The sequence below is a fragment of the Microvirga sp. 2MCAF38 genome (assembly GCF_052115485.1).
Taxonomy (GTDB): domain Bacteria; phylum Pseudomonadota; class Alphaproteobacteria; order Rhizobiales; family Beijerinckiaceae; genus Microvirga.
Genome location: NZ_JBFRGU010000002.1, coordinates 418851 through 441337, shown reverse-complemented (window position 1 = coordinate 441337; position 22487 = coordinate 418851). Strand labels below are relative to the sequence as shown.

Here is a 22487-nt window from a genome sequence, read left to right as displayed (position 1 = left end):
ATGATGTTCAATCGCCAATCCGCTCAGGGAGCTTGTCCTCGTCCGCGAGGTTTGTGAAGCGCGTGATATCAGCTTGGAAGGCGAGTTGCACCGTTCCGGTAGGTCCGTGACGCTGCTTGCCGATGATCACCTCGGCCTTACCGTGGACCTGGTCCATCTCGGCCTGCCACTTGAAGTACTCCTCGGTGCCGGGCTTCGGCTCCTTGTTCTTCAGGTAATATTCCTCACGGTACACGAACATGACCACGTCGGCGTCCTGCTCGATCGAGCCCGATTCACGAAGGTCGGAGAGTTGCGGGCGCTTGTCATCGCGCGATTCAACCTGACGCGAGAGCTGAGAGAGGGCGATGATCGGAACGGCGAGTTCCTTTGCGAGCGCCTTCAGGCCCGTGGTGATTTCGGTCAGTTCCTGCACGCGGTTCTCGCCCTTCTTGGCGGAGGCCGAGAGCAGTTGCAGGTAGTCGACGATCAGAATGTCGAGGCCACGTTGGCGCTTGAGGCGGCGTGCGCGGGCGGCGAGCTGCGCAATCGAGATACCACCGGTCTGATCGATGTAGAACGGGATCGACTGCATCTCGCGCGCGGCTTCGGTGATCTTGTAGAAATCATCCTCACGCATGTCGCCACGGCGGATCTTGTAAGACGGCACGCCCGATTGCTCGGCGATGATACGGGTCGCCAATTGCTCGGCCGACATTTCGAGGGAGAAGAAGCCGACAATGCCGCCATTGACGGTTTTCACCGTACCGTCGGGCTGCTTCTCGCCCTGATAGACCTTGGCGATATTGAAGGCGATGTTCGTGACGAGCGACGTCTTACCCATGGCAGGACGTCCGGCGAGGATCACAAGATCGGACGATTGCAGTCCGCCCAGCGTGCGGTCCATGTCGATCAGGCCGGTCGAGATGCCCGACAGCTTGCCTTCGCGCTTATAAGCGGCGGCGGCCATGTCGATGGCGTCCGTGAGCGCGTCCGAGAACCGCTGAAAACCACCGTCGTAGCGGCCTGTCTCAGCCAGTTCATAGAGACGCCGTTCGGCTTCCTCGATCTGATCGCGAGGGGAGGTTTCCACCGGTGCGTCATAGGCCACGTTCACCAGATCTTCGCCGATACCGATGAGATTGCGACGGATGGCCAGATCATAGACGGTACGGCCGTAATCCTCGGCGTTGATGACGGTGGTCGCTTCAGCGGCGAGGCGGGCAAGATATTGCGAGACGGTGACGCCGCCGAGATCCTGATCGCCCAGAAAGGTCTTGAGTGTGATCGGTGTCGCGACCTTGCCTGCTCTGATCAGGCTGGTCGCGACTTCATAGATCCGGCGGTGCAGATCTTCGAAGAAATGGCCGGTCTCCAGGAAGTCGGAGACCCGGTAATAGGCATCGTTGTTGACCAGGATGGCGCCGAGCAGGGCCTGTTCCGCGTCAAGATTATTCGGAGCGGCCCGATATTGCGGCTCGGACGTTTCGAGACGGGCAATCAGGGCATTGGCACTAGCCATCAGGCGCTCCGAAGTGGGGTGGGACAGGTTTCATCCCTCTTAAGACGGTCCAGGCGATTCTGCGGTGGCTGGGAGGACACAGACGAAAATTCCCATACGTCCGAGGCAACCTTTCCTCGCTGTCCCCAATAGTCACACCGAAATCATTTCGCTGACGAAGTGCCTTGACTCTTCGAAAGACAGTCCTTGCGCAGGCGAGGCCCAGGATGACGGTCTCTCCGCAGTCTTATCCTGAGGGGTGAGGAAAACAAAAACGCCGCCCATCGAATCGACGAGCGGCGCAATTGTGAACAAAAAGGGAACGAGGCGCAAGCCCCGTTCCCGTCCTGCGATTAGAGCTCGACGTCGCCGGCTTCTGCGAGAGCAGCGCCGACCTCGAGGCCGAGGTCGTCGAGATTCGTCTCTTCGCGAGTCGTAACCAATTCGCCGCGAGCCTGACGCTCGGCTTCCTCGGGGCTGCGGGCGACGTTGATCGTCACCTCGACCGTAACCTCCGGATGGAGCTGGACGGGCACCACATGCAGGCCGAGAGTCTTGATCGGCTGGTGGAGGAGGAACTGGTTGCGGCCGACCGAGACGCCGCCCTGGGTGACGATCTCGGCGAGGTCGCGGGTGGCGACCGAACCGTAGAGCACGCCCGTCTCACCGGACTGACGGATGATGATGAAGCTCTGGCCGTTCAGCTTCTCGCCGACAGCCTCAGCTTCCTTCTTGCGCTCGAGGTTGCGAGCTTCGAGCTGGGCGCGCTGAGCCTCGAAATGCTCCTTGTTGGCCTTCGTGGCGCGCAGAGCCTTGCCACCGGGCAGAAGGAAATTGCGGGCATAGCCGTCGCGGACCTTAACGGTCTCGCCCATCTGGCCGAGCTTTGCGACGCGTTCGAGAAGGATCACTTCCATTTGGTTTCTCCTTTGAATGTTGTGATCAGGTTGAAGGGTTTTGTGGAGACTTGGTGTCCGGCTTGCCGGGTTGAGAACGCCGGGGAAGCTGGAAGACGGAGTCCACAATTCCGAAAAGCGAGAGAGGCGGCAGAACCACGCCCGGCAGGACGACCAGCAGGATGTAGATGCCCGTCAGCAGGGCCGCCCGTCCCACCTTGCCGCGTGTGCGGGCATGGAGCGAAGCCAACCCCTGGAGTGCGAAAGCCGTCAGGAATGCACCAACCAAGGCGACGCAGAGGATGCCGACGATGCTGTCGCGGGTCAGAGGCAATATGATGAAGGCGCTTCCCAGCAGGACAAAGAGGATGGAATTGCGCGGCATCAGGAGATCGGGCAGCGGTGTCCATGGACGGGGGAGCCGACCCGACACGGAAACGATTTTAGCAGCCGCCCACAGGTACAGGGACAACGTGACCGTAAATCCCATGGCGAGCATCGCGGGTACCGCATAGGCGAGCCAGACGATCAACGACTCGCGTTCCGCGAGCGCCTCGTCGGTCGGGAGCTTTGCGGGGAAATACAGGTCGATCAATGCGGTCGATGCTTTGCGTGCATCGTCATGGAAAGCCTGAAAGTCGCCCGATCCGACAATCGCGACCGCCGCGACTGTCAATGTCGCGGTCCCGGCGATCCAGGCGAGGAGCCGCCCGAGCGGATACCACTCTATCGCGCCATTCGAGTCCTGGCGACCGAGAAGAGTGAGATAGGAAAGCCACCAGGACGGCAGCCCCGTCACGATGGCGAAGCTCAGGCCGCTCATCGGAGAGAGCAGGGCGCCGATCGTGAGGCCGCCGACAATGGCGGCAACGAGACCGGAGCGGTGATTCCAGCCGAGAGAAACGATGAGAACGGGAATGGGGGCGAGAGCGTACAGGATCGCGGCAAGAGCGGTCGCTTTCACGACCACCGCCGTCAGAAGCGCCGAGACGAGGCCCGCGCCGATGCCTGTAACAATAAAATTCATGGTCTCGCTGTCCCGCTGCTTTTGGCAGGGTTAGGGGCTTTTACCCCAACAAACCCGATGGAATTTCACCGCCGGGTGACGTGGAAGAGGTCGGGCCGCCCGTTCTGGGCGGCCCGGAGAGATCTTAGCGAATCACGTAGGGCAGAAGGCCCATGAAGCGGGCGCGCTTGATCGCCTGGGCGAGTTCACGCTGCTTCTTGGCCGAAACGGCCGTGATGCGCGAGGGCACGATCTTGCCGCGCTCAGAGATGTAGCGCGAAAGGAGCTTCGTGTCCTTGTAATCGATCTTCGGAGCGTTGGGACCCGAGAACGGGCAGGTCTTACGCCGACGGAAGAAAGGACGACGGCCACCGCCGCCGCCACCAGCACCGAATGCCATGATCAGACCTCCTCACCTTCGTAGCCGCCGTCGCGCTCGCGGCGCTCGCGGTCCTTGCGATCGTCACGGTCGCGCTTCTGCATCATCACCGACGGTTCCGTCTCGAGCTCATCCACGCGGATGGTCATGAAGCGGAGAATGTCCTCGGAGATGCGCATCTGGCGCTCCATCTCGGCGACGGCCGGAGCCGGAGCATCGAGATTGAAGAGGGTGAAGTGCGCCTTGCGGTTCTTCTTGATGCGGTAGGCGAGGGACTTGACGCCCCACATTTCGGTCTTCTCGACCTTGCCACCGTTCTGCTCGATGACGGACTTGTAGGTCTCGACCATCGCTTCGACCTGCTGGGACGTGACGTCCTGGCGAGCCAAAAAGATATGCTCGTAGAGAGGCATAGTGGGCCTTTCTCAAAGTTGAGTTCAAGCTTAAGGCACTGATTGAAGTGTCTAGAGCCGGTTCGCGCGTCCGATCGGCGCCAAGCCCTTCGAGCCTGCAAGGCCCGAGCGGTTGTCGAAGGCGGAGACACGGGACGACGGGTTGTCGAAAACCCTGCCTGGCGAGCCAGGCCGTCCGTTCAGCCCCCGGCCGGAGCGAACGCGAAGAGGGGCCTATAGACGCTTTGATGGGCCAAAGCAATATCCTAGGTCACATAGGATCGCTGAGAATCAATAGCGGCTTCAATGCCTCGACAAGGGCTCTGCTTGGGCTAAAACCACTCTTATGACAGTTTCCCCTCTGCGCCTTGGCGTCAACATCGATCACGTCGCGACCGTCCGGAACGCCCGCGGAGGGCTTTATCCGGATCCGATCCGGGCGGCTCATATGGCCGTTCTGGCGGGCGCGGACGGGATCACGGCGCATTTGCGGGAAGATCGCCGTCATATCCGCGATCTCGATATGGAGCGCCTGAAGCGCCAGCTTTTCGTGCCGCTCAACATGGAGATGGCGACGACGCCGGAAATGATCGGCCTCGCCCTTTCTCTGCGCCCCCACGCAGCCTGCCTCGTGCCGGAAAAACGCGAGGAACGCACGACCGAGGGTGGGCTCGATATCATTGGCGGGCACGAAACCTTGCGTCCCGCCATCAGGCAGTTGAAGGAAGCCGGCATTCGCGTCTCACTCTTTGTCGAGCCGGAAGTCGAGGTGATGATGGCTGCCCACGATCTCGGAGCGCCGGTGGTCGAGCTTCATACCGGCACCTATTGCGAGGCGGCGTTGGCGGCGGATGAAGCCCATGTCAGCCACGAACTCGAGCGCCTGCGGCGCGCCGCCGCGCACGGGGCCTCGCTTGGCCTTGAAATCCATGCCGGTCATGGATTGACCTTCGACACAGTCGGTCCCATCGCGGCCATTCCACAGATCGCTGAATTGAACATCGGCCATTTCCTGATCGCGGAGGCCATCTTCATGGGCCTCGACGAAGCTGTGCGCACCATGCGCGCGGCAATGGATGCGGGCAGGGTGCGAGCGATATGAAATCGCTGCTGAAGCCAGCACCGCACAGCCTCACCCTGAGGAGGCCGCAAGGCCGTCTCGAAGGGCGGGGCGTCTCCAGCGCGTGCTGGATCCTCGCGGCTTTGCCGCTCCTCAGGATGAGGTTTGGCGCGAGCCACGAGGGGGCACGATGATTCTCGGTATCGGCTCCGATCTCTGCGACATCCGCCGTATCGAGCGGTCCATCGAACGTTTCGGGGAGCGCTTTACGCACCGCATCTTCACCGAGGGCGAGCGCGTGAAGAGTGATCGCCGCCGGGCGCGCGGACCGTCCTATGCGCGCCGTTTCGCGGCCAAGGAGGCCTGCTCCAAGGCCTTGGGAACCGGTCTCAATCAGGGCGTGTTCTGGCGCGACATGGAGGTGGTCAATCTTCCCGGCGGGCGCCCCACCATGCGGCTGACCGGCGGAGCGCTGAAGCGTCTAGAGGCGATGACGCCGCCGGGCCACGAGGCCTTCGTCCACGTCTCGCTGACGGACGATCCGCCCCTCGCTCAGGCCTTCGTCATTATCGAGGCGCTCCCGAAGAGGTGAAATCGGCCGCGTTGCGGCTGACCCCGCCATGGGTTAGACCCGCAACGCATGATCCGGAAGGATGGAATCCGCTTTCCGAACCAGAGCATGCAGAATCGGAACTTGGAGCGGGATGATGTTCCGCCGGGATATGATCCCGCTCCGGGTGGGACTGTTGTTCCGCAAGATGGGTGATTGCACGTGAGCGAAAACGTTAAGGCGAAGAAGGAAGAAGGCGGGCTTTGGGAGACCATCAAGGTCATCATCCAGGCTCTCCTGATCGCGGTTGTTGTCCGCACCGTTCTGTTCCAGCCCTTCAACATCCCTTCAGGGTCGCTTATCCCGACCCTGTTGATCGGGGATTATCTCTTCGTCTCGAAGTATTCCTACGGATACTCGCGCTATTCGATACCGTTTGGGCCGCCGGTCTTTTCGGGCCGCATTTTCGCCTCCGCTCCCAAGCGTGGCGACATTGCCGTGTTCAAGCTGCCGAAGGACAACTCGACCGATTACATCAAGCGTGTCGTTGGCCTTCCCGGCGACAAGATTCAGGTTATCGGCGGCGTGCTGCAGATCAACGGCCAGCCGGTGAAGCGCGAGCGTGCCGAGGATTACCAGACGACGGATCTCTACGGCCGCACCATCTCCGTGCCGCGCTACAAGGAGACCTTTGCCGAAGGGACGACGCACTACGTCATCGAGCGTGACAACGACCGCGGCTATTGGGACAACACCAATGTCTACACGGTGCAGCCCGGCCATTATTTCATGATGGGCGACAACCGCGACAACTCCACCGATTCCCGCGACGAGGCGAGTGTCGGTCAGGTGCCGTTCGAGAATTTCATCGGCCGGGCCGAGATCATCTTCTTCTCCATCGACGAGAACGCATCTCTGTGGCGGCCCTGGGAGTGGCCCGGCTATATTCGCTGGAACCGCATCTTCGACCGGATTCGCTAGGCCCGTGGCACGTCGCAAGACCAATCCCGAAGACCTGCAGGACAAGATCGGCTATCGGTTCAAGGACGCCGACCTTCTCGATCTGGCGTTGACCCATGTCAGCGCGCAGCGTTCCTCCACGGGACCGAGCTATCAGCGCCTGGAATTCTTAGGCGATCGTGTGCTCGGGTTGTCGGTGGCCGACATGCTCTATGCAGCGTTTCCGAATGCCAGCGAGGGCGAGCTGTCGCGCCGCCTGTCGGAACTGGTGCGTCGCGAGACCTGCGCTGAAATCGGTGTGAAATGGGATGTGGGGCCGTATCTGAAGCTCGGCGCAGGCGAGGCCCAATCGGGTGAGCGCCGCAATCCGACGATCCTCGCCGATGTATGCGAGTCGATCATCGGTGCGGTGTTTCTCGACGGCGGGTATGATGCGGCGAGAGCCGTGATCGAAGGCTCGTTCAAGGATCTTCTGGATTCGCCGCGCCGCTCGCTGCGAGATCCGAAAAGCGCCTTGCAGGAATGGGCGCAAGGAAAAGGCCTGCCGACGCCGATCTATGCCGTGGTCGAGCAGACCGGCCCGCATCACGCGCCGCGTTTCCGCGTGGTGGTGAAGGTGAAGGGCACGGAGAACGAGTTCGGCAACGGCACATCGAAACGCATCGCCGAGCAGGCGGCAGCGCGCAGCCTGTTGATGCGTGAAAAGGTTTGGACAGAGGAAGAACATGGCTCAGCCTGAGAATACAAAAACAAAGGCCGGGTTCGTTGCTCTGATCGGCGCGCCGAATGCCGGCAAGTCGACTTTGCTCAATTCGCTCGTCGGCTCGAAGGTCTCCATCGTTTCGCGCAAGGTGCAGACGACGCGCGCTCTCGTGCGCGGCATCGCCATCGAGGGCGAAACGCAGATCGTGTTCGTCGATACGCCCGGCATCTTCAAGCCGAAGCGCCGTCTCGACCGGGCCATGGTGACCTCCGCCTGGGGCGGCGCGGCTGACGCGGATGCGGTGGCGTTTCTGCTCGACGTGCGAAGAGGCATCGACGAGGAGGCCGAGGCCATTCTCGCAAAGCTGCCCGAGGTGAAGCGGCCCAAGATCCTCATCCTCAACAAGATCGACCTCATCGAGCGCTCGACCCTGCTGGCACTGGCGGCGAAGCTGAACGAGATGGTGCCGTTCGCACACACCTTCATGATCTCGGCGCTGAAGGGCGACGGCCTCGAAGCGTTGAAGCGCGAGTTGGCGCGGATGATGCCGGAAGGGCCTTGGCTCTATCCAGAAGATCAGATTTCCGACGCGCCTTTGCGCATGCTTGCCGCCGAGATCACCCGCGAGAAGATCTACGAGCGCCTGCACGAAGAACTACCATATGAATCGACCGTCGAGACGGATCAGTGGCAGCAACGCCCCGATGGTTCGGTGCGGATCGAGCAGACGATTTTCGTGGAGCGTGACAGCCAGCGCATGATCGTGCTCGGCAAGGGCGGCCAGACCATCAAGGCCATCGGTCAGGCGGCCCGCAAGGAAATTGCCGAGATCGCCGAAACCCAGGTCCATCTCTTCCTGTTCGTGAAGGTGCGTGAGAACTGGAGCGACGACCCGGAACGCTACCGCGAAATGGGTCTGGAATTCCCGCGCGGGTAGGCCGATCATCCGGGACAAACGGTTCCGGATGCAACTTCTTCAAGGTCAGCACTATTTCCCCAAGACGATGTGTCTCGGAGATGGTCAATGGCCAGTGCTCCTGACGGAAAGGCGCAAAGACGCCTCGCGGCCATTCTCGCTGCAGACGTGGCGGGTTATTCCGGGCTCATGTCCAAAGATGAGGAAGGCACGCTCCTGCGCCTTCGGACGCTGCGGCGCGAAGTGATCGAGCCGACGATCAGGTCGCATCAAGGCCGTCTCGTGAAGACGCTCGGCGATGGCTTCCTCGTGGAGTTCTCAAGCCCGGTCGAAGCGGTTCGCTGTGCTGTCGAGGTTCAGGACGCCCTCGTAGGCGATCTCGCCGAGAGGCTGGGCTGTAAGCTGCAATTGCGGATCGGGATCAATCTCGGCGACATCATCATCGAAGACGATGGGGACATCTACGGCGATGGGGTGAATGTCGCCTCGCGTCTTGAGCAGATGGCAACGCCAGGAAGCATTTGTCTCTCCGGAAAAGTCTACGAAGAGGTGAGGGACAAGCTTTCTTATGATTTCGCGGACTTAGGAGAGCAGCGCGTCAAGAACATAGCCAGGCCCGTGAGGGTCTACGGGTTGCACGAGCGGGCGGGAGCCCACGACACACCAAATGACATGAGCCTCGGCCTGCCTTTGCCCGACAAGCCATCGATTGCCGTCCTGCCGTTCAACAATATGAGCGGAGACTTGAAGGAGGAGCATTTTGCGGACGGGATCGTCGAAGACATCATCGCAGCCCTTTCCCGCGTTCGATCCTTCTTCGTCATTGCCCGAAACTCCACTTTCACTTTCAAAGGCAAGGCGGTGAACATCCAGCAGGTCGGCCGTGAACTCGGTGTGCGTTACGTGCTTGAGGGGGGCGTCAGGCGGGCCGGTGATCGGCTGCGCATCACCGCTCAACTCGTCGACGCAACGACCGGGGGGCATCTCTGGGCAGAACATTACGATGGCACTGCCGAAGATGTCTTCGATTTCCAGGACAAGATCACGGCCAGCGTGGTTGGAGCGATCCAACCTTCCATTCGGGCCGCCGAGATCGAGCGGGCCAGACGCAAGCGACCTGACAATCTCGATGCTTATGATCTTGTCATGCGGGCGCTCCCCCACGTTTGGGCTCTGGAGCGCGGTGCGAACAGAGAAGCGATGCGATTGCTTGGCGAGGCGCTGCGCCTCGATCCCAATTATCCCCTCGCACTATCGCTTGCGGCCTGGTGCCGGGGGCAACTGGTCGTCTACAATTGGTCCGAGAACATCGAGGAAGACAAGCGCGAAACGTTGCGGCAGGCGCAGGCCGCAGCGGCGCTCGCCTCGGATGATCCTCTTGTTTTCACCGTGTTGGGCGCAGCTCTTACCATCACGCATGAATATCAAAGAGCCGCCACCATGCTTGAGCGCTCTCTGGCGCTCGATCCGAATTCAGCTTGGGCCTGGAACCGTAGCGGTTGGTTGCGCAATTATCTGGATGATCCCGATACGGCGGTCCAGCATTTCGAACGCTCGCTCCGCCTGAGCCCGTTCGATCCATTGGCGTTCAACTGCGACATGGGAATCGGCTGTGCGCACTTCATCGCCGGACGCTATGAGCAGGCAATTCTCTGGCAGGAAAAGGCCTTGATCGAGAGCCCGAGTTCGCTCTGGATCCACCGCAATCTGGTGCCGACCTATGCTTTGGCCGGTCAGCACGAGAAAGCGCAATGGAGCATGCGGGAACTCCTCAAGGCCTATCCGACCTTGAGGATTTCCGATGTCCTCAATGCGCTGGTTTTTAGCAAATCCGTGAATGATCGCATCGGGGAAGGCCTGCGTTTGGCGGGCCTTCCCGAATAAGTGTCGCCTCTACCGCTGCTGCCCTTGCAACAGCGGCGTGATGCGGCGGAGCGTGACGCGACGATTTCGGCGCTCGGGGCCTTGGGTGTCGATCTTCAGATATTGCTCGCCGTAGCCCTGCGTCGTCAGGTTCTCGGCGGGAATGCCGAAATTCTGGGTGAGCACCGTTGCTACGGTATCCGCGCGGCGATCCGAGAGGCTCAGGTTGTCCTCGTCCGAGCCGACGGCATCCGTGTAGCCTTCCACGAGGAAGATCTCGTTCGGGTTGCTGGCGAGCACGCGCCGGATCGCTTCGCCGATGCCGGTCAAGGCGCCGTATTGCTCCGGGGAGAGCGCCCATGAGCCCGTATCGAAGGTGATGGTATCCACATCGACGCGCCGCACGCGCTCGCGCAGCAATTGGCTCTGGCGAATTTCATCGAGCGTGTAGGGACGGGCGATGGGCATGATCGGCGGCGCGGTGAAGGCCTGATAGAGATCGTCCTGCGACGCGCCCTCCACATCGACGATGTATTCGTTGCGCGGAATGACTACGACGGGGGGCGGCAAGTCCATCACATCGCGCGGCAGATAGCCGTAAGGAAAGCGCGGACGCCCCTGAAACTCGTTCTGGATCAGGATCACTTCGCGGCCGTCGGGCGTGCGCCGGATACGCCGCACGAGATTGCCGTAGGCATCGCGCTCGGTGAGGATTTCCTCGCCGTTCGGCTGTCGGACGATCGTCACCTGATTACCGCCGCGCTGCTGCACGCGCACGTCCGCGCCGCCGTAGCTGCGGCGGAAGCGGTCGGTCTCGTCATGGCGAATGATCAGGCGGCCGCCATCGCGGATGATCGTGCGATCGTCCGGCTCCTGGATGATCACACGTCGTCCGCCATCTTCCGTGCGCTCCCGGCGCTGGCGTCGGAGATCGTCGAGATTGCCGCCCGGAAACGCGCCGGGCGTGACACCCGGCATGACACCCGGAACGGGAGCAGGACCGCCCGGAATGAAATTCGGTCGCTGCCCCTGATCGAAAGGCGGGCGTCCGAATTCGCCGGGGCGGCCACCGCCCGGTGGCATCTGATGCGCGCCCTGCGGCGGCTGCTGGACGCCGGGCTGCTGCGGGAACGGACCCGGTCGGTTAGGACCGGCCTCTGTCGGTCGCCCTTGGACGCCCGGCATAGGGCCGGGAGGTTGGGCTTGCGGGAAAGTCTGCGGCGCAGGAGCCGGTGACGGCTGGGCGCGTGGAGTTCCAGGCGCAGGCGGCTGCGTTGGTCGTGGTTGGCCAGGCACCGGTTGCGGTGCTTGCGGCTGTGGTCCGGGAGTCGGTGCGGGTTGAGCGCGCGGTGCTTCCGGCGTTGCCGGCGGCATCGGGCGCGGCCCGTTGGGTCCCGCTCCAGGAGCCGGCATCCCGGGAACTGGCCTCGGTCCACCCGGCAGCGGTTGTGCTTCCGGTGGGCGCGCGGGACCGGGCTGAGGCATTGGAGAAGGTGCCGGGCGCGGTTGTTCCATGACGGGCGGTGCGGAAGGTGCGGGCGGTCTCGGGCGCTCGACGCCGGGCGGGGTCATCGGACCACGCGGCCGCTCCGGCTGGGGCGCCGTCTGCGGTGCCGGAGGCATCGGACGTGGCTGCTGACCTGGCTGCTCCATGCGAGGCTGGCGCATCTGCGGCATCTCGGGCGGCGCCTCCGGTCGCGGCTGACGAGGGCCGCGTGGGACTTCGGGAGACGGCATGGGTTGACCCTGAGCGCCGGGGCCTCGTTCATGCGGTCCCTGTCCGGGGTGGGGGCGAGGCCTGTTGCCATTCTGCTCATCCGGCTGTTCGCCTGGCCGCTTCCGGCGCTGCGGTTGGTCGGGCTCCGCTTGCGCGACTTGCCAGCGGGGTTCGGGAGTGCCGAGACTATTGTCGGCGAAAGCGATCGGGGCAAATCCCAACAAGGAAATCGCCGTGGTCGTCAGCAGCAGAGAATGAAGTCGCATGATATCCCAGTTCGAAAGGCGCGATTCGACGAAACTAACCTGTGTCTCAGTGAGCGAAAACTGCTTTCGAACCGTGGCAATTGCGTGTTCGGAAAACGGCGGATCACCTTGAAAAAGCGTAGTAAAAAGGTTGTGACGCACTTACATTGAAACACCGGGTTGAGCGCCCTGTGCAAGCGAGATCTCATGCAATGGTCCGACGAGGGCATCGTTCTCGGTGTCCGCAAACATGGCGAATCAAGCGTCATCCTCGAGGTGATGACGCGCGATCACGGCCGCCATATGGGCCTCGTGCAAGGCGGCCGCTCCAAGGCGCAGCGGCCTGTTCTGCAGCCTGGCAACAGCGTTCAGGTGACATGGCGCGCGCGGCTCGATGAGCATCTCGGCAATTTCCATGTGGAAGGCATCGACCTGCGCGCCGCGCGGTTCATCCCCATGCCGCTGGCGCTTTATGGACTGGCGACACTCTCGCACTTCCTGCGCGTGCTGCCCGAGCGCGATCCGCATGAAGATCTCTACGAGGCTGCGGTCGAACTGGTGGATAATCTCGACGATCCCGAACTCGCGCCCACACTTTTCGCGCGTTTCGAGCTGGCGCTCCTCGCCGATCTCGGCTTCGGGCTCGATCTCGGCTCCTGTGCCGCCACGGGCCGCACCGACGATCTGGCCTATGTTTCGCCCAAGAGCGGACGGGCGGTCAGCTCGGCTGCGGGAGAGCCTTATAAGGACAGGCTTTTCAAGCTGCCCGGTTTCCTGATTGGACGCCCGACCGGAAACAGGCCCTCGACAGCCGATATCCAGGCTGGATTTGCACTAACCGAATTCTTCCTGCATCAGAGCGTGTTCGAACCGCGCGGGCAGGCCATGCCGGCGGAACGGACCCGTTTCATCGCCTTGGCGACGGCCGAGGAAGAATAGTTTTGTTTTCGATATGTTCTTGTTAAACGTCATGCCGACCGATTCGAATCCGGGGATTTCAGTTCATGGGTAAACTCGTCAATCCGCCCTCCGGCGGGGAGATTGAGAACATCAATCTCAAGGAAGCGCTGGAAGAGCGCTACCTTGCCTATGCCCTGTCCACCATCATGCACCGGGCGCTGCCGGATGCGCGGGACGGCCTGAAGCCGGTCCATCGCCGCATTCTGCACGCCATGCGCCTGCTGCGGCTCGATCCGAAATCCGCCCCGAAGAAATGCGCCCGCATCGTCGGCGACGTGATGGGTCAGTATCACCCCCACGGCGACCAGGCGATTTATGATGCCCTCGTCCGCCTCGCGCAGGATTTTGCGCAGCGTTATCCGCTAGTGGAGGGGCAGGGGAATTTCGGCAACATCGACGGCGATAACGCCGCCGCCATGCGTTACACCGAGGCGCGGCTCACGGAAGTCGCGCGCCTTCTGCTCGACGGCATCGACGAGAACGCGGTCGACTTTCGCGAGACGTATGATCAGGCGAACGAAGAGCCCATCGTGCTCCCGGCCGCGTTCCCGAACCTGTTGGCCAACGGCTCGCAGGGCATCGCGGTCGGCATGGCGACCTCGATTCCGCCGCACAACGCGGCGGAGTTGTGCGACGCCGCGCTCTATCTGATCTCTCATCCCAACGCGACCTCGGAGCAACTGGTCAATTTCGTGCCGGGTCCCGATCTGCCGACGGGTGGCATCATCGTGGATGGGCGGGATGCCATCACCGAGACCTATCGCACGGGGCGCGGTTCGTTCCGCGTTCGCGCGCGTTGGAACAAGGAAGATGGCGGTCGTGGGACGTGGAACATCGTCGTCACCGAGATCCCGTACATGGTGCCGAAATCGCGCCTGATCGAGAAGATCGCGGAGCTGCTGCAAGAAAAGAAGCTGCCGCTTCTCGCCGATGTGCGCGATGAATCGGCGGAGGATGTCCGCATCGTCCTGGAGCCGCGTTCGCGCACGGTTGATCCGGTGATCCTCATGGAATCGCTGTTCAAGCTCACCGAGCTTGAAAGCCGCGTTCCGATGAACGTGAACGTGCTTTCGCGCGGCAAGGTGCCGAAGGTGCTCGGTCTGTCTGAGTGCCTGCGCGAATGGCTCGATCATCGCCGCGAAGTGCTGGTACGCCGCTCGCAATTCCGGTTGGATGCGATTGATCGGCGTTTGGAGATCTTGGGCGGCCTGCTCATCGTCTATCTCGACCTCGATAAGGTGATCAAAATCATCCGCGAGGAGGATGAGCCGAAAGTCGAGCTGATGCGCGTCTTCAAGCTCACCGAGGTACAGGCCAACGCCATTCTCGACACGCGCTTGCGCTCGTTGCGCAAGCTCGAAGAGATGGAGTTGAAGCGCGAGCAGAAGAGCTTGCAGGACGAGAAGGCCACCATCGAAAATCTGCTCGGCTCCGAGAAGGTGCAGTGGCAGACGATCTCGTGGCAGATCCGCGAAGTGCGTAAAACTTTCGGACCGGACACCGCGCTCGGCAAACGCCGCACGGAATTCGCGGATGCGCCCGATACGTCCGACATCGACTTCGCGGAGGCTATGGTCGAGCGCGAGCCGATCACGGTCATCGTGTCCGAGAAGGGCTGGATCCGCGCCATGAAGGGGCATCAGGCCGATATTTCGGCGGTGCAATTCAAGGGTGACGACAGCCTGAAAACGTCATTCTTCGCGGAGACCACGTCCAAGATCGTCGTCGTCGCGACGAACGGGCGTTTCTTCACGCTGGAAGCCTCGAAGCTTCCCGGCGGACGCGGCTTCGGTGATCCGATCCGGCTCATGGTCGATCTGGACGAGGGCGCCGATTTCATCGCTGCCTTCCCCTACAAAGCGGGCACGAAACTTCTGGTCGCCGGCACCGACGGACGCGGCTTCGTGGTGCCGACGGACGATGTGATCGCCAATACGCGCAAAGGAAAGCAGATCCTCAATCTCGACGAGCCCGCCAAATTGGTGGTCTGCGCCGATGCGGAGGGCGATCACGTTGCCATCGTTGGTGAGAACCGCAAACTTCTGGCCTTTCCGCTCAATCAGGTTCCCGAAATGACGCGTGGCAAGGGCGTTCGTCTGCAGCGCTACAAGGACGGCGGCGTCTCCGACGCCAAGGTCTTCGCGCTCGACAACGGCTTGACGTGGAAGGACACGTCGGGACGCACCTGGACGGTGGAGAAGAACGATCTCGCCGAGTGGATCGGTAACCGCGCCGAAGCCGGGCGACTGCCGCCGAAGGGTTTCCCAAGGTCGAACAAGTTCGGGTGAGGGATAAGGCAACCATTCGAGAAGGCGCACACCGCACAGTCTCACTCTGAGGGATGCGAAGCATCGTCTCGAAGGAGGTTCCAGCGGACGCAGGAAATGGCCTGTCACGGGGATCACGTCTTAAGCCGGAACCTCCTGCGCCGGTCCGAACCGGACACCTTTCGCTTCGAAGCCGAAGCCCGCGAGGAGCGCGACGGCCACCGCGACGATGCTTGCGACGATGGCGAGAGCGAAGGCGTAGTCGCCGTTGTAATGAGCGGCGATACCGGCCTGCATGGTCGCGTTCGCCGAGGCCAGCAGGTTGCCGAGCTGATAAACGACGCCGGGGAAGGTTCCGCGTACTGCATCGGGCGACAATTCGTTGAGGTGGACTGGCACGACGCCCCACGCGCCCTGCACGAAGAACTGAATCATGAAGGCACCGACGGTGAGCACGATCGCATTCGCTCCGTACGCCCATGGCCAGATCATCGGAATGGCCAACAGCGCTGCGATGACAATGGATTTGCGCCGCCCGATCCTGTCCGACAACATGCCGAAGAAGAGGCCGCCGAGCATGGCGCCGATATTGAAGATGATGGCGATGAGGCCGACCGCGTGGGTCGAGAGGCCACGCTGCACCTCGAGGAATGTCGGGTAAATATCCTGCGTCCCGTGGCTGAAGAAGTTGAACGCCGTCATCATCAGGATCGCCCATATGGCGAGGCGGGCGTTGTCCCGCATGATCTGCCAAAGGTTCGGTCTGATCGCTTCCTTTTGTCTCGCGACGAACACAGGCGATTCCTCGACCTGGCTCCGGATGTAGAGCACGAGCAGGGCCGGTGCCGCGCCGACGAAGAACATGCCGCGCCAGCCAATGGTGGTATAGAGCAGGAAGAACACGAGCGAGGCCAAGAGATACCCTGCCGGATAGCCGGCCTGCAGAATACCGGAAACCATTCCGCGTATCTTGGGCGGAATCGACTCCATGGCGAGCGATGCGCCAACACCCCATTCGCCGCCCATGGCGATGCCGTAGATGGCCCGCAGGATGATCAGGACCGTGAGGTTTGGAGATAGACCGGAGGCGAATTCGACACCGGAATAGAGGAGAATGTTCGCCATCAAGGTCGGGCGTCTGCCCCAGCGGTCGGCGGCAAGGCCGAAGAGCAATGCGCCCACGGGTCGCATGGCGAGGGTGAGCAGAATGGCAATCGTCACGCTTTGAATCGTCGTCGAGAATTCCTCCGCAATATCCTTGAGCACAAACACCAGGAGGAAAAAGTCGAAAGCGTCGAGTGTCCAGCCGAGGAAACTGGCGATGATCACTTTTCGTTGTTGAGGGGTCAGTTCGCGCAGGTCCGACAGAGTCGACATGACCATCCCCATGAACATGAGCGCCTCTCGATGAAACGCCTAGATAAAGTCCTGGGAATGAATGCCGGTTCCACGACGAAAAGACGCAGCCGGCGCGGTCAGTCGACTCTGACCCACCCGTTGGGCAACAGGCGTTCCTGAGGCTTGAAGCGAGCTTTGTAGCCCATCTTCGGCGAACCATCGACCCAGTAGCCGAGATAGAGATAAGGCAGTCCCATTGTGCGAGCGCGGCGGATATGATCGAGGATCATGAAGGTGCCGAGACTGCGCTCGTTCATCGATGGATCGTAGAACGAATAGACCATGGAAAGGCCGTCGCTCATGATGTCGGTGAGGCACATGGCGATGAGATCGCCTTCGCCGCGCTTGGTGATGCCGCTGTCGATGCCGCGCCGTCGATACTCGACGATGCAGGTATCGACGTGGCTGTCCTCGATCATCATGGCGTAGTCGAGCACCGTCATGTCGGCCATGCCGCCATCCCCGTGACGGGCTGCGAGGTAGCGACGGAACAGGGAATATTGCTCGGACGAGGGTCGATTCTGGATGACGGTTCCGATGAGATCGCCATTCGTCCTCAGAACGCGCTGAAGATTGCCTGAAGGTTCGAAATCGTTGGCGATCACGCGAACGGAAATGCAGGCCCGGCACGACTCGCAGGCGGGGCGATAGGCGATGGTCTGGGATCGCCGGAAACCGCCTTGCGTGAGGATTTCGTTCAGGTCGCGTCCGCGCCGTCCGACGATATGTGTGAACACTTTCCGCTCCTCCTTGCCGGGCAGGTAGGGGCAGGCGGTCGGTGAGGTGAGGTAGAATTGCGGTGGATCGCGGGGCTGGCTCGTCACGCTGTTGGGCCTCGGTTGGCAGACCTTGGACGCTGACTACAACGCCTCACGATAACATTGGTGCCGCGTTCGTCCAGCATCAGATTGCTGCGACATCGCGGCATCGGTTTCTACGGACGAATGATTGTGATCCCGGTCAAAAGATCGTGTCCGAAACGGCTGTCGTTCCGGAACAGGCCGATCAGGATGTCGATCGCCCAAAGCGCGAAGGTGCCGATGGCGACATAGAACAGCAATGCATGGACCGCCGCGGTGACCACGTGAACCGGGCCGCCGGTGACGGAATCCACAGCACGCAATCCCAACGCTCGCATACCGACGGTCGCCTGGGCGCGGCCGCCGATGGTGAGGGCGTTATAGGCGATGGCGGTCAGCGGCACGAGAGCGAAGAGCGCCCAGCCGAAACCGAAGGTGATCAGGCCAAAGAATGCAATGCCGATGCTCACGATCCATGACCAGATCAGGATCATGATCACGTCGATCATATAAGCCCAGAACCGCCGCGAAATCGCGCCTCGGGTCAAGCGAGGATCGACCTCATAGGCGTTCATGGTCACCGGCACGGTCTGCCCGCTGGTCATTGATCTTCTCCTCAATAGGCGCTCTCGGAGAGGCATTGCTGGCCGATCCGTCTGGGTTCCAGACCATCTTTCTGCAAGGCCTCGAAGACCTCTGATGTATGTGCTGCATCGCGAGTTTCGATAGTAATGTCGATAGAAACGCCTTTCGCCGGCACGTCCAGGAAAAGGCGGCCGTGCGAAACCTCGAGGATATTGGCTCCCAGCTCGCCGAGGCGGCTAGCCACGCGGCCGAGCAGGCCGGGCCTGTCGTGGGAGGTTATGCGCAAGGAGACGATCCTGTCGTCGCGCTCCAGTTCGCGCACCATGACGGAGGCAAGGATGCGGGCGTCGATGTTGCCGCCGCAGAGCACCAGACAGACCTTCTTGCCACGAAATTTTTCCGGATGGGTCAGCATGGCGGCAAGCCCCGCCGCGCCTGCGCCTTCGGCCATGGTCCGTTGCAGGGTGGCATAGGCGTTCACGGCACGCTCGATCATCGGCTCGTCGACGAGAATGATTTCGGAGACGAGGTCGGTCACGATGGGCAGGGCGAGTTGCCCCACGGCCTTCACCGCGATGCCTTCGGCCAGCGTTGCACCACCGATAGGGCGGTCTTCATGGGCGATGGCGTTCTGGAACGAGGGGTAGAGCGCCGCCTCGACGCCGACGATCTCGATGGACGGTTTCAAGGCCTTTGCCGCGACGGTGATGCCTGAAATCAGGCCACCGCCGCCGATGGGCACGATGATCTGATCGAGATCCGGCTGGTCTTCGAGGATTTCGAGCCCGCAGGTGCCCTGACCGGCCATGATGAGCGGATCGTCATAGGGATGGACGAAGACGAGGCCTTTCTCGGCAGCGATGGCGCGGGCCTTGTCGGCGGATTCGTAAAGCGTTTCGCCATAGAGAATGACCTCGGCGCCATAGGCGCGCGTGTTCTCGGCCTTCACCAACGGCGCGGTTTCCGGCATGACGATGGTGGAGGGGATGCCGAGTCTCGTCGCATGGTACGCGACCGCCTGCGCGTGGTTGCCCGCCGACATGGCGATGACGCCGCGCTTGCGCTCTTCCGGTGTCAGGCTCTCCAGCTTGGTGACGGCGCCGCGCTCTTTGAAGGAGCCGGTCGGCTGCATGTTCTCGTGCTTGACGAAGACCTTTGCGCCGGTGAGCTGGGACAGGCGCGGCGCGGGGACGAGCGGCGTGCGCAGAACCTGTCCCTTGATCGTCGCCGCGGCTTTCCTGATGTCTTCGACGGTAATGGCGTATTCGCCCAAAATTGCCTCCACAATATTTCTTTGAGCTTTAGACCGCTCTTGGTGTTGGATCCCTTAAGCCGAGCAAGCCGCCGGGCCTGAAGATCAGAAAGACGACGAGCGCCCCGTAAAGAGCCATGTCTCGTGCCTCGATCGGTAGATAAGCCGACCACAATGTTTCAAACAACCCCACGGCAATGCCGCCGAGAAGCGCGCCGGGAATGGAGCCGATGCCGCCGATGATAGCGGCAATCAGAGCCTTGAGGCCATATTGAAAGCCACCGGCAAAGCCCAGGCCGCCATATTGCACGACGATCAGAAGGCCTGAGAGACCCGCCATGGCGCCCGCGAGGGCGAGCGTTACCAACAGAAGCTTTTTGCCATCGACGCCGAAAAGCGCTGCGGCGCGCGCATCGTCGGAATAAGCACGCCATGCGCGCCCGAAGGAGGTGGCCTTCATCAGCCAAAGCAGAATGAGGGCAGCGGCAAGGCCGATGCCGGTGGTGATGACGGCAATGGGCGTAAGGTTGACGAGAAAATCCCCCGCCTGTGCGAGTGCCCAAGGGGTCGCCCAGATGGGCGGCAGCCAGACTGTCACCGGGCTCTGCACCAGCCGCAGATATTCCATGAGGAACAGAGACAAGCCGACAGTCGCAATCAAGCTCGGTTGATTGCTGATGCTCCTGACACGGCCGATGGTGAAATAGCCGCCGACCGCCCCATGCAGGGCGCTGGCGAATAACGCCGCCATCAGCCCGAGCGCGAGCCCGAAGACCGGCGATGAGATGGAAAGCCCAACGGTGGAAATCGTCGCTCCCGCGACCGTCGCCGCCGCGCCTACCGCCGCCAATTCACCGAAGGCCAGATTGATGCGACCGCTCAAGCCGAAAACGAGCGCATAGGCCACCGACAGCAGGGCATAGATCGCGGTGCGGGGAAGGCTGACGAGGAGTTGCTGGAGCGAGTAGGCGAGCCTCTCCGGCAGCTCGATGACCCCGGCCTCCGGCACACCGCCCGGATCGCCCGCCACTCCCTCAGGCGTGTCGAGATAGTACCGCTTGAGCATGTAGAGGCTGGCGTCGGAGAGCTGTCTGAATTCCGTCCCGAGGCCGATCAGGTCGGCCTTCCTGGTCGAGAGGCCTTCGGCCGCGAACTGACAGATCACGTAGCGATCGCGGAGGGGCCGGCGTTGTCGCTCGGCCGTATAGCTCACGCGCACCGTGCGCGGGAGCGGCCCGGGCTCGATCTTCGTGACGGTGATGATCGCTCCGGGATTGAGGGCGGGCAGGGCGCTTCGGCAAACGCGAGCCTGTTCGGCGTCGACATTGTATCCGCATCCGCCGAGCAGAGCCAAACCCAGGAGGCACGCAGCAATGCGCCACGCTCTCGAGAGGCCCGACAGGATGAGGGATGACGGAATTTTTAGCCCTGCGCGTTGAGCCTCTCGGCGACCTGAGGGGCGAAGTACGTCAGAATGCCGTCTGCCCCGGCTCGCTTGAAGGCGAGAAGGCTCTCCATCATGGCGCGTTCCCCATCAAGCCAGCCATTCGCGGCGGCAGCCTGGATCATGGCATACTCGCCGGACACTTGATAGGCGAAGGTCGGCACCGCGAAAGTGTCCTTCACCCGTCTCACTACGTCGAGATAGGGCAGGCCGGGTTTCACCATCACCATGTCCGCGCCCTCGTCGAGATCGAGCGCGACCTCGCGCAGGGCCTCGTCCGAATTGGCAGGATCCATCTGATAGGTGCGCTTGTCGCCGACAAGCGTCGCATTGGTGCCGATGGCTTCGCGGAACGGGCCATAGAAGGCCGAGGCGTATTTGGCCGCATAGGCTATGATCTGCACGTCGAGGAAGCCCGCCTGATCGAGCGCCTCGCGAATGGCGCCGACGCGCCCGTCCATCATGTCCGACGGGGCGACGATGTCGGCCCCGGCCTCCGCGTGGGCAAGGGCCTGACGCACGAGAACGGCGACCGATTCATCATTGAGAATGCGGTCGCCCTCCATCACGCCGTCATGGCCGTGGCTCGTATACGGATCGAGCGCGACATCGGTGATCACGCCGATCTCGGGCACGGCGCTCTTGATCGCGCGAATGGTGCGGCACACGAGGTTGCGGCTGTTCGATGCCTCGGAGCCCATCGAGTCTCGCAGGGAGGGGTCAGTGTTGGGAAACAGGACGAGCGCCGGAATTCGCAATTTTGCGGCGCGTTCGGCCTCGCGCACGGCCTCGTCGATGCTCAGCCGGTCGACGCCCGGCATGGAGCCCACGGCCTGACGAGCGGTCGTGCCCTCGTTGAGAAATATCGGCCAGATCAGATCGTCCACCGTCAGGTGGTTTTCCCGCACCAGACGCCGCGACCAATCGGCCTTGCGGTTGCGGCGCGGGCGATGGGTGAGCGAGAGGGCCGAAGATGCGTTTTCGGCAACCGGGCGGGGAAAGTGAGACAGCTTCGACATGATCCTGATCCGACGCCGATGGTCCGCCACCGGCACGCGCGACGGGTAGCACATTTAAACAGGTCTAAAAAAGACCGGGAAGACATATGTCCTCTGTCCGTGTCGTCGCAGCCGTGCTCGCGCAGAAGCGCGCCCCGAAATGATGGAACGGCGGCGATCACATCTTCGCTTCGGCAATGGCCCGCACGAGCGCCAGAACCTGACGGCGCAAGTCCGAGCGGGCGATGGCCGTGAAGGCCTGGAGCAGGGGCAGGCTCTGCGGCGTGTCCAACACAATCGTCAGCGATCCATCGGCCTGATCGTCCGCGTCGTAGAAGGATGCGACCGGCACGCTCAGCACCCGCGCGATCTCCTGCAGGCGGCTCGCGCCGATGCGGTTCGTGCCGCGCTCATATTTCTGCACCTGTTGAAAGGTGATCCCGAGCGCCTGAGCCAGTTTTTCCTGACTCAACCCCATGGCGGTGCGCCTCAGGCGCACGCGCTGACCGATGCGTCGGTCCGCGGCGCTGGGCGATTTGGCGGCGTTTGGTCGGGCGCTTGGCGCTCTGGCGCGATCGGTCGGCGTGCTCATGAAAAACTCCCCTTGTGGCGGTGG

The 22487-nt window shown here is 62.1% G+C and carries 22 protein-coding genes; 9 read left to right on the top strand and 13 right to left on the bottom strand.

What is annotated here, in order from left to right; genetic code table 11:
- Nucleotides 1–7: 7 nt before the first annotated feature.
- The 5 genes from AB4072_RS06565 to rpsF form a co-directional block, all read right to left on the bottom strand.
- On the bottom strand, nt 8–1501 hold the full coding sequence (locus AB4072_RS06565) for a replicative DNA helicase (protein ID WP_441966422.1): 1494 nt from the start codon (nt 1499–1501) through the stop codon (nt 8–10).
- 332 nt (nt 1502–1833) lie between these two features.
- Nucleotides 1834–2397 (bottom strand): 50S ribosomal protein L9, encoded by a 564-nt coding sequence (gene rplI / locus AB4072_RS06560; RefSeq protein ID WP_441966420.1) that lies wholly within the window; start codon nt 2395–2397, stop codon nt 1834–1836.
- A 25-nt stretch (nt 2398–2422) separates the two neighbouring features.
- Nucleotides 2423–3403: a DUF2232 domain-containing protein gene (locus tag AB4072_RS06555; RefSeq protein WP_441966418.1), complete on the bottom strand. Its 981-nt coding sequence runs from the start codon at nt 3401–3403 to the stop codon at nt 2423–2425.
- A gap of 124 nt (nt 3404–3527) precedes the next feature.
- Nucleotides 3528–3782, bottom strand: coding sequence for a 30S ribosomal protein S18 (gene rpsR, locus AB4072_RS06550; protein ID WP_196272021.1), 255 nt, complete (start codon nt 3780–3782; stop codon nt 3528–3530).
- Nucleotides 3783–3784: 2 nt separating this feature from the next.
- Nucleotides 3785–4174 carry a 30S ribosomal protein S6 gene (gene rpsF, locus AB4072_RS06545; RefSeq protein ID WP_441966416.1) on the bottom strand — a complete coding sequence of 130 codons (390 nt, stop codon included), beginning with the start codon at nt 4172–4174 and terminating at the stop codon, nt 3785–3787.
- A 325-nt stretch (nt 4175–4499) separates the two neighbouring features.
- Between rpsF and AB4072_RS06540 the strand changes: the two genes are divergently transcribed.
- From AB4072_RS06540 to AB4072_RS06515, 6 genes are all read left to right on the top strand, one after another.
- The gene (locus tag AB4072_RS06540; RefSeq protein WP_441966414.1) at nt 4500–5255 is read left to right on the top strand and encodes a pyridoxine 5'-phosphate synthase; all 756 of its coding nucleotides are present in this window, start codon (nt 4500–4502) and stop codon (nt 5253–5255) included.
- A gap of 148 nt (nt 5256–5403) precedes the next feature.
- A complete protein-coding gene (gene acpS, locus AB4072_RS06535) occupies nt 5404–5805 on the top strand; it encodes a holo-ACP synthase (protein ID WP_441966412.1) in 402 nt (133 codons plus the stop codon).
- 180 nt (nt 5806–5985) lie between these two features.
- Entirely contained in the window at nt 5986–6744 is a 759-nt protein-coding gene (lepB, locus tag AB4072_RS06530; protein WP_441966410.1) for a signal peptidase I, read from the top strand.
- Nucleotides 6745–6748: 4 nt separating this feature from the next.
- Nucleotides 6749–7462, top strand: a complete 714-nt coding sequence (gene rnc / locus AB4072_RS06525; protein WP_441966408.1) for a ribonuclease III — start codon at nt 6749–6751, stop codon at nt 7460–7462.
- Complete coding sequence (gene era, locus AB4072_RS06520) at nt 7449–8363, top strand: GTPase Era (protein ID WP_441966406.1); 915 nt, start codon at nt 7449–7451, stop codon at nt 8361–8363. The genes rnc and era overlap by 14 nt, the downstream gene beginning before the upstream one ends.
- A gap of 87 nt (nt 8364–8450) precedes the next feature.
- Nucleotides 8451–10226, top strand: a complete 1776-nt coding sequence (locus AB4072_RS06515) for an adenylate/guanylate cyclase domain-containing protein (protein ID WP_441966405.1) — start codon at nt 8451–8453, stop codon at nt 10224–10226.
- A gap of 9 nt (nt 10227–10235) precedes the next feature.
- On the opposite strand, the gene AB4072_RS06510 is transcribed toward AB4072_RS06515, so the two are convergent.
- Nucleotides 10236–11288, bottom strand: coding sequence for an OmpA family protein (locus AB4072_RS06510; protein ID WP_441966404.1), 1053 nt, complete (start codon nt 11286–11288; stop codon nt 10236–10238).
- Between the two features lie 430 nt (nt 11289–11718).
- Here AB4072_RS06510 and AB4072_RS06505 point away from each other — a divergent pair, with 430 nt between their 5' ends.
- From AB4072_RS06505 to parC, 3 genes are all read left to right on the top strand, one after another.
- Nucleotides 11719–11844, top strand: coding sequence for a hypothetical protein (locus tag AB4072_RS06505; protein ID WP_441966402.1), 126 nt, complete (start codon nt 11719–11721; stop codon nt 11842–11844).
- A gap of 530 nt (nt 11845–12374) precedes the next feature.
- Nucleotides 12375–13106, top strand: a complete 732-nt coding sequence (gene recO, locus AB4072_RS06500; protein ID WP_441966400.1) for a DNA repair protein RecO — start codon at nt 12375–12377, stop codon at nt 13104–13106.
- 65 nt (nt 13107–13171) lie between these two features.
- Nucleotides 13172–15415: a DNA topoisomerase IV subunit A gene (gene parC, locus AB4072_RS06495; protein WP_441966398.1), complete on the top strand. Its 2244-nt coding sequence runs from the start codon at nt 13172–13174 to the stop codon at nt 15413–15415.
- A 120-nt stretch (nt 15416–15535) separates the two neighbouring features.
- On the opposite strand, the gene AB4072_RS06490 is transcribed toward parC, so the two are convergent.
- The 7 genes from AB4072_RS06490 to AB4072_RS06460 form a co-directional block, all read right to left on the bottom strand.
- Nucleotides 15536–16771, bottom strand: a complete 1236-nt coding sequence (locus AB4072_RS06490; protein WP_441966396.1) for an MFS transporter — start codon at nt 16769–16771, stop codon at nt 15536–15538.
- A gap of 98 nt (nt 16772–16869) precedes the next feature.
- Complete coding sequence (locus tag AB4072_RS06485; RefSeq protein ID WP_441966394.1) at nt 16870–17616, bottom strand: arginyltransferase; 747 nt, start codon at nt 17614–17616, stop codon at nt 16870–16872.
- Between the two features lie 110 nt (nt 17617–17726).
- Nucleotides 17727–18197, bottom strand: a complete 471-nt coding sequence (locus AB4072_RS06480) for an RDD family protein (RefSeq protein ID WP_441966393.1) — start codon at nt 18195–18197, stop codon at nt 17727–17729.
- Nucleotides 18198–18208: 11 nt separating this feature from the next.
- Entirely contained in the window at nt 18209–19462 is a 1254-nt protein-coding gene (locus AB4072_RS06475; RefSeq protein WP_441966391.1) for a threonine ammonia-lyase, read from the bottom strand.
- A gap of 16 nt (nt 19463–19478) precedes the next feature.
- On the bottom strand, nt 19479–20783 hold the full coding sequence (locus tag AB4072_RS06470; protein WP_441966389.1) for a branched-chain amino acid ABC transporter permease: 1305 nt from the start codon (nt 20781–20783) through the stop codon (nt 19479–19481).
- 68 nt (nt 20784–20851) lie between these two features.
- On the bottom strand, nt 20852–21892 hold the full coding sequence (hemB, locus tag AB4072_RS06465) for a porphobilinogen synthase (protein WP_441966387.1): 1041 nt from the start codon (nt 21890–21892) through the stop codon (nt 20852–20854).
- 157 nt (nt 21893–22049) lie between these two features.
- Nucleotides 22050–22463: a helix-turn-helix domain-containing protein gene (locus AB4072_RS06460; RefSeq protein ID WP_441966385.1), complete on the bottom strand. Its 414-nt coding sequence runs from the start codon at nt 22461–22463 to the stop codon at nt 22050–22052.
- Nucleotides 22464–22487 lie beyond the last annotated feature (24 nt).

What these genes read in the sequence shown, in the direction of transcription:
- AB4072_RS06565 (WP_441966422.1), bottom strand. Translation starts at nt 1,501, where the DNA reads ATGGCTAGTGCCAATGCCCTGATTGCCCGTCTCGAAACGTCCGAGCCG.
- rplI (WP_441966420.1), bottom strand. Translation starts at nt 2,397, where the DNA reads ATGGAAGTGATCCTTCTCGAACGCGTCGCAAAGCTCGGCCAGATGGGC.
- AB4072_RS06555 (WP_441966418.1), bottom strand. Translation starts at nt 3,403, where the DNA reads ATGAATTTTATTGTTACAGGCATCGGCGCGGGCCTCGTCTCGGCGCTT.
- rpsR (WP_196272021.1), bottom strand. Translation starts at nt 3,782, where the DNA reads ATGGCATTCGGTGCTGGTGGCGGCGGCGGTGGCCGTCGTCCTTTCTTC.
- rpsF (WP_441966416.1), bottom strand. Translation starts at nt 4,174, where the DNA reads ATGCCTCTCTACGAGCATATCTTTTTGGCTCGCCAGGACGTCACGTCC.
- AB4072_RS06540 (WP_441966414.1), top strand. Translation starts at nt 4,500, where the DNA reads ATGACAGTTTCCCCTCTGCGCCTTGGCGTCAACATCGATCACGTCGCG.
- acpS (WP_441966412.1), top strand. Translation starts at nt 5,404, where the DNA reads ATGATTCTCGGTATCGGCTCCGATCTCTGCGACATCCGCCGTATCGAG.
- era (WP_441966406.1), top strand. Translation starts at nt 7,449, where the DNA reads ATGGCTCAGCCTGAGAATACAAAAACAAAGGCCGGGTTCGTTGCTCTG.
- AB4072_RS06515 (WP_441966405.1), top strand. Translation starts at nt 8,451, where the DNA reads ATGGCCAGTGCTCCTGACGGAAAGGCGCAAAGACGCCTCGCGGCCATT.
- AB4072_RS06510 (WP_441966404.1), bottom strand. Translation starts at nt 11,288, where the DNA reads ATGCCACCGGGCGGTGGCCGCCCCGGCGAATTCGGACGCCCGCCTTTC.
- AB4072_RS06505 (WP_441966402.1), top strand. Translation starts at nt 11,719, where the DNA reads ATGACGGGCGGTGCGGAAGGTGCGGGCGGTCTCGGGCGCTCGACGCCG.
- recO (WP_441966400.1), top strand. Translation starts at nt 12,375, where the DNA reads ATGCAATGGTCCGACGAGGGCATCGTTCTCGGTGTCCGCAAACATGGC.
- parC (WP_441966398.1), top strand. Translation starts at nt 13,172, where the DNA reads ATGGGTAAACTCGTCAATCCGCCCTCCGGCGGGGAGATTGAGAACATC.
- AB4072_RS06490 (WP_441966396.1), bottom strand. Translation starts at nt 16,771, where the DNA reads ATGTCGACTCTGTCGGACCTGCGCGAACTGACCCCTCAACAACGAAAA.
- AB4072_RS06480 (WP_441966393.1), bottom strand. Translation starts at nt 18,197, where the DNA reads ATGACCAGCGGGCAGACCGTGCCGGTGACCATGAACGCCTATGAGGTC.
- hemB (WP_441966387.1), bottom strand. Translation starts at nt 21,892, where the DNA reads ATGTCGAAGCTGTCTCACTTTCCCCGCCCGGTTGCCGAAAACGCATCT.
- AB4072_RS06460 (WP_441966385.1), bottom strand. Translation starts at nt 22,463, where the DNA reads ATGAGCACGCCGACCGATCGCGCCAGAGCGCCAAGCGCCCGACCAAAC.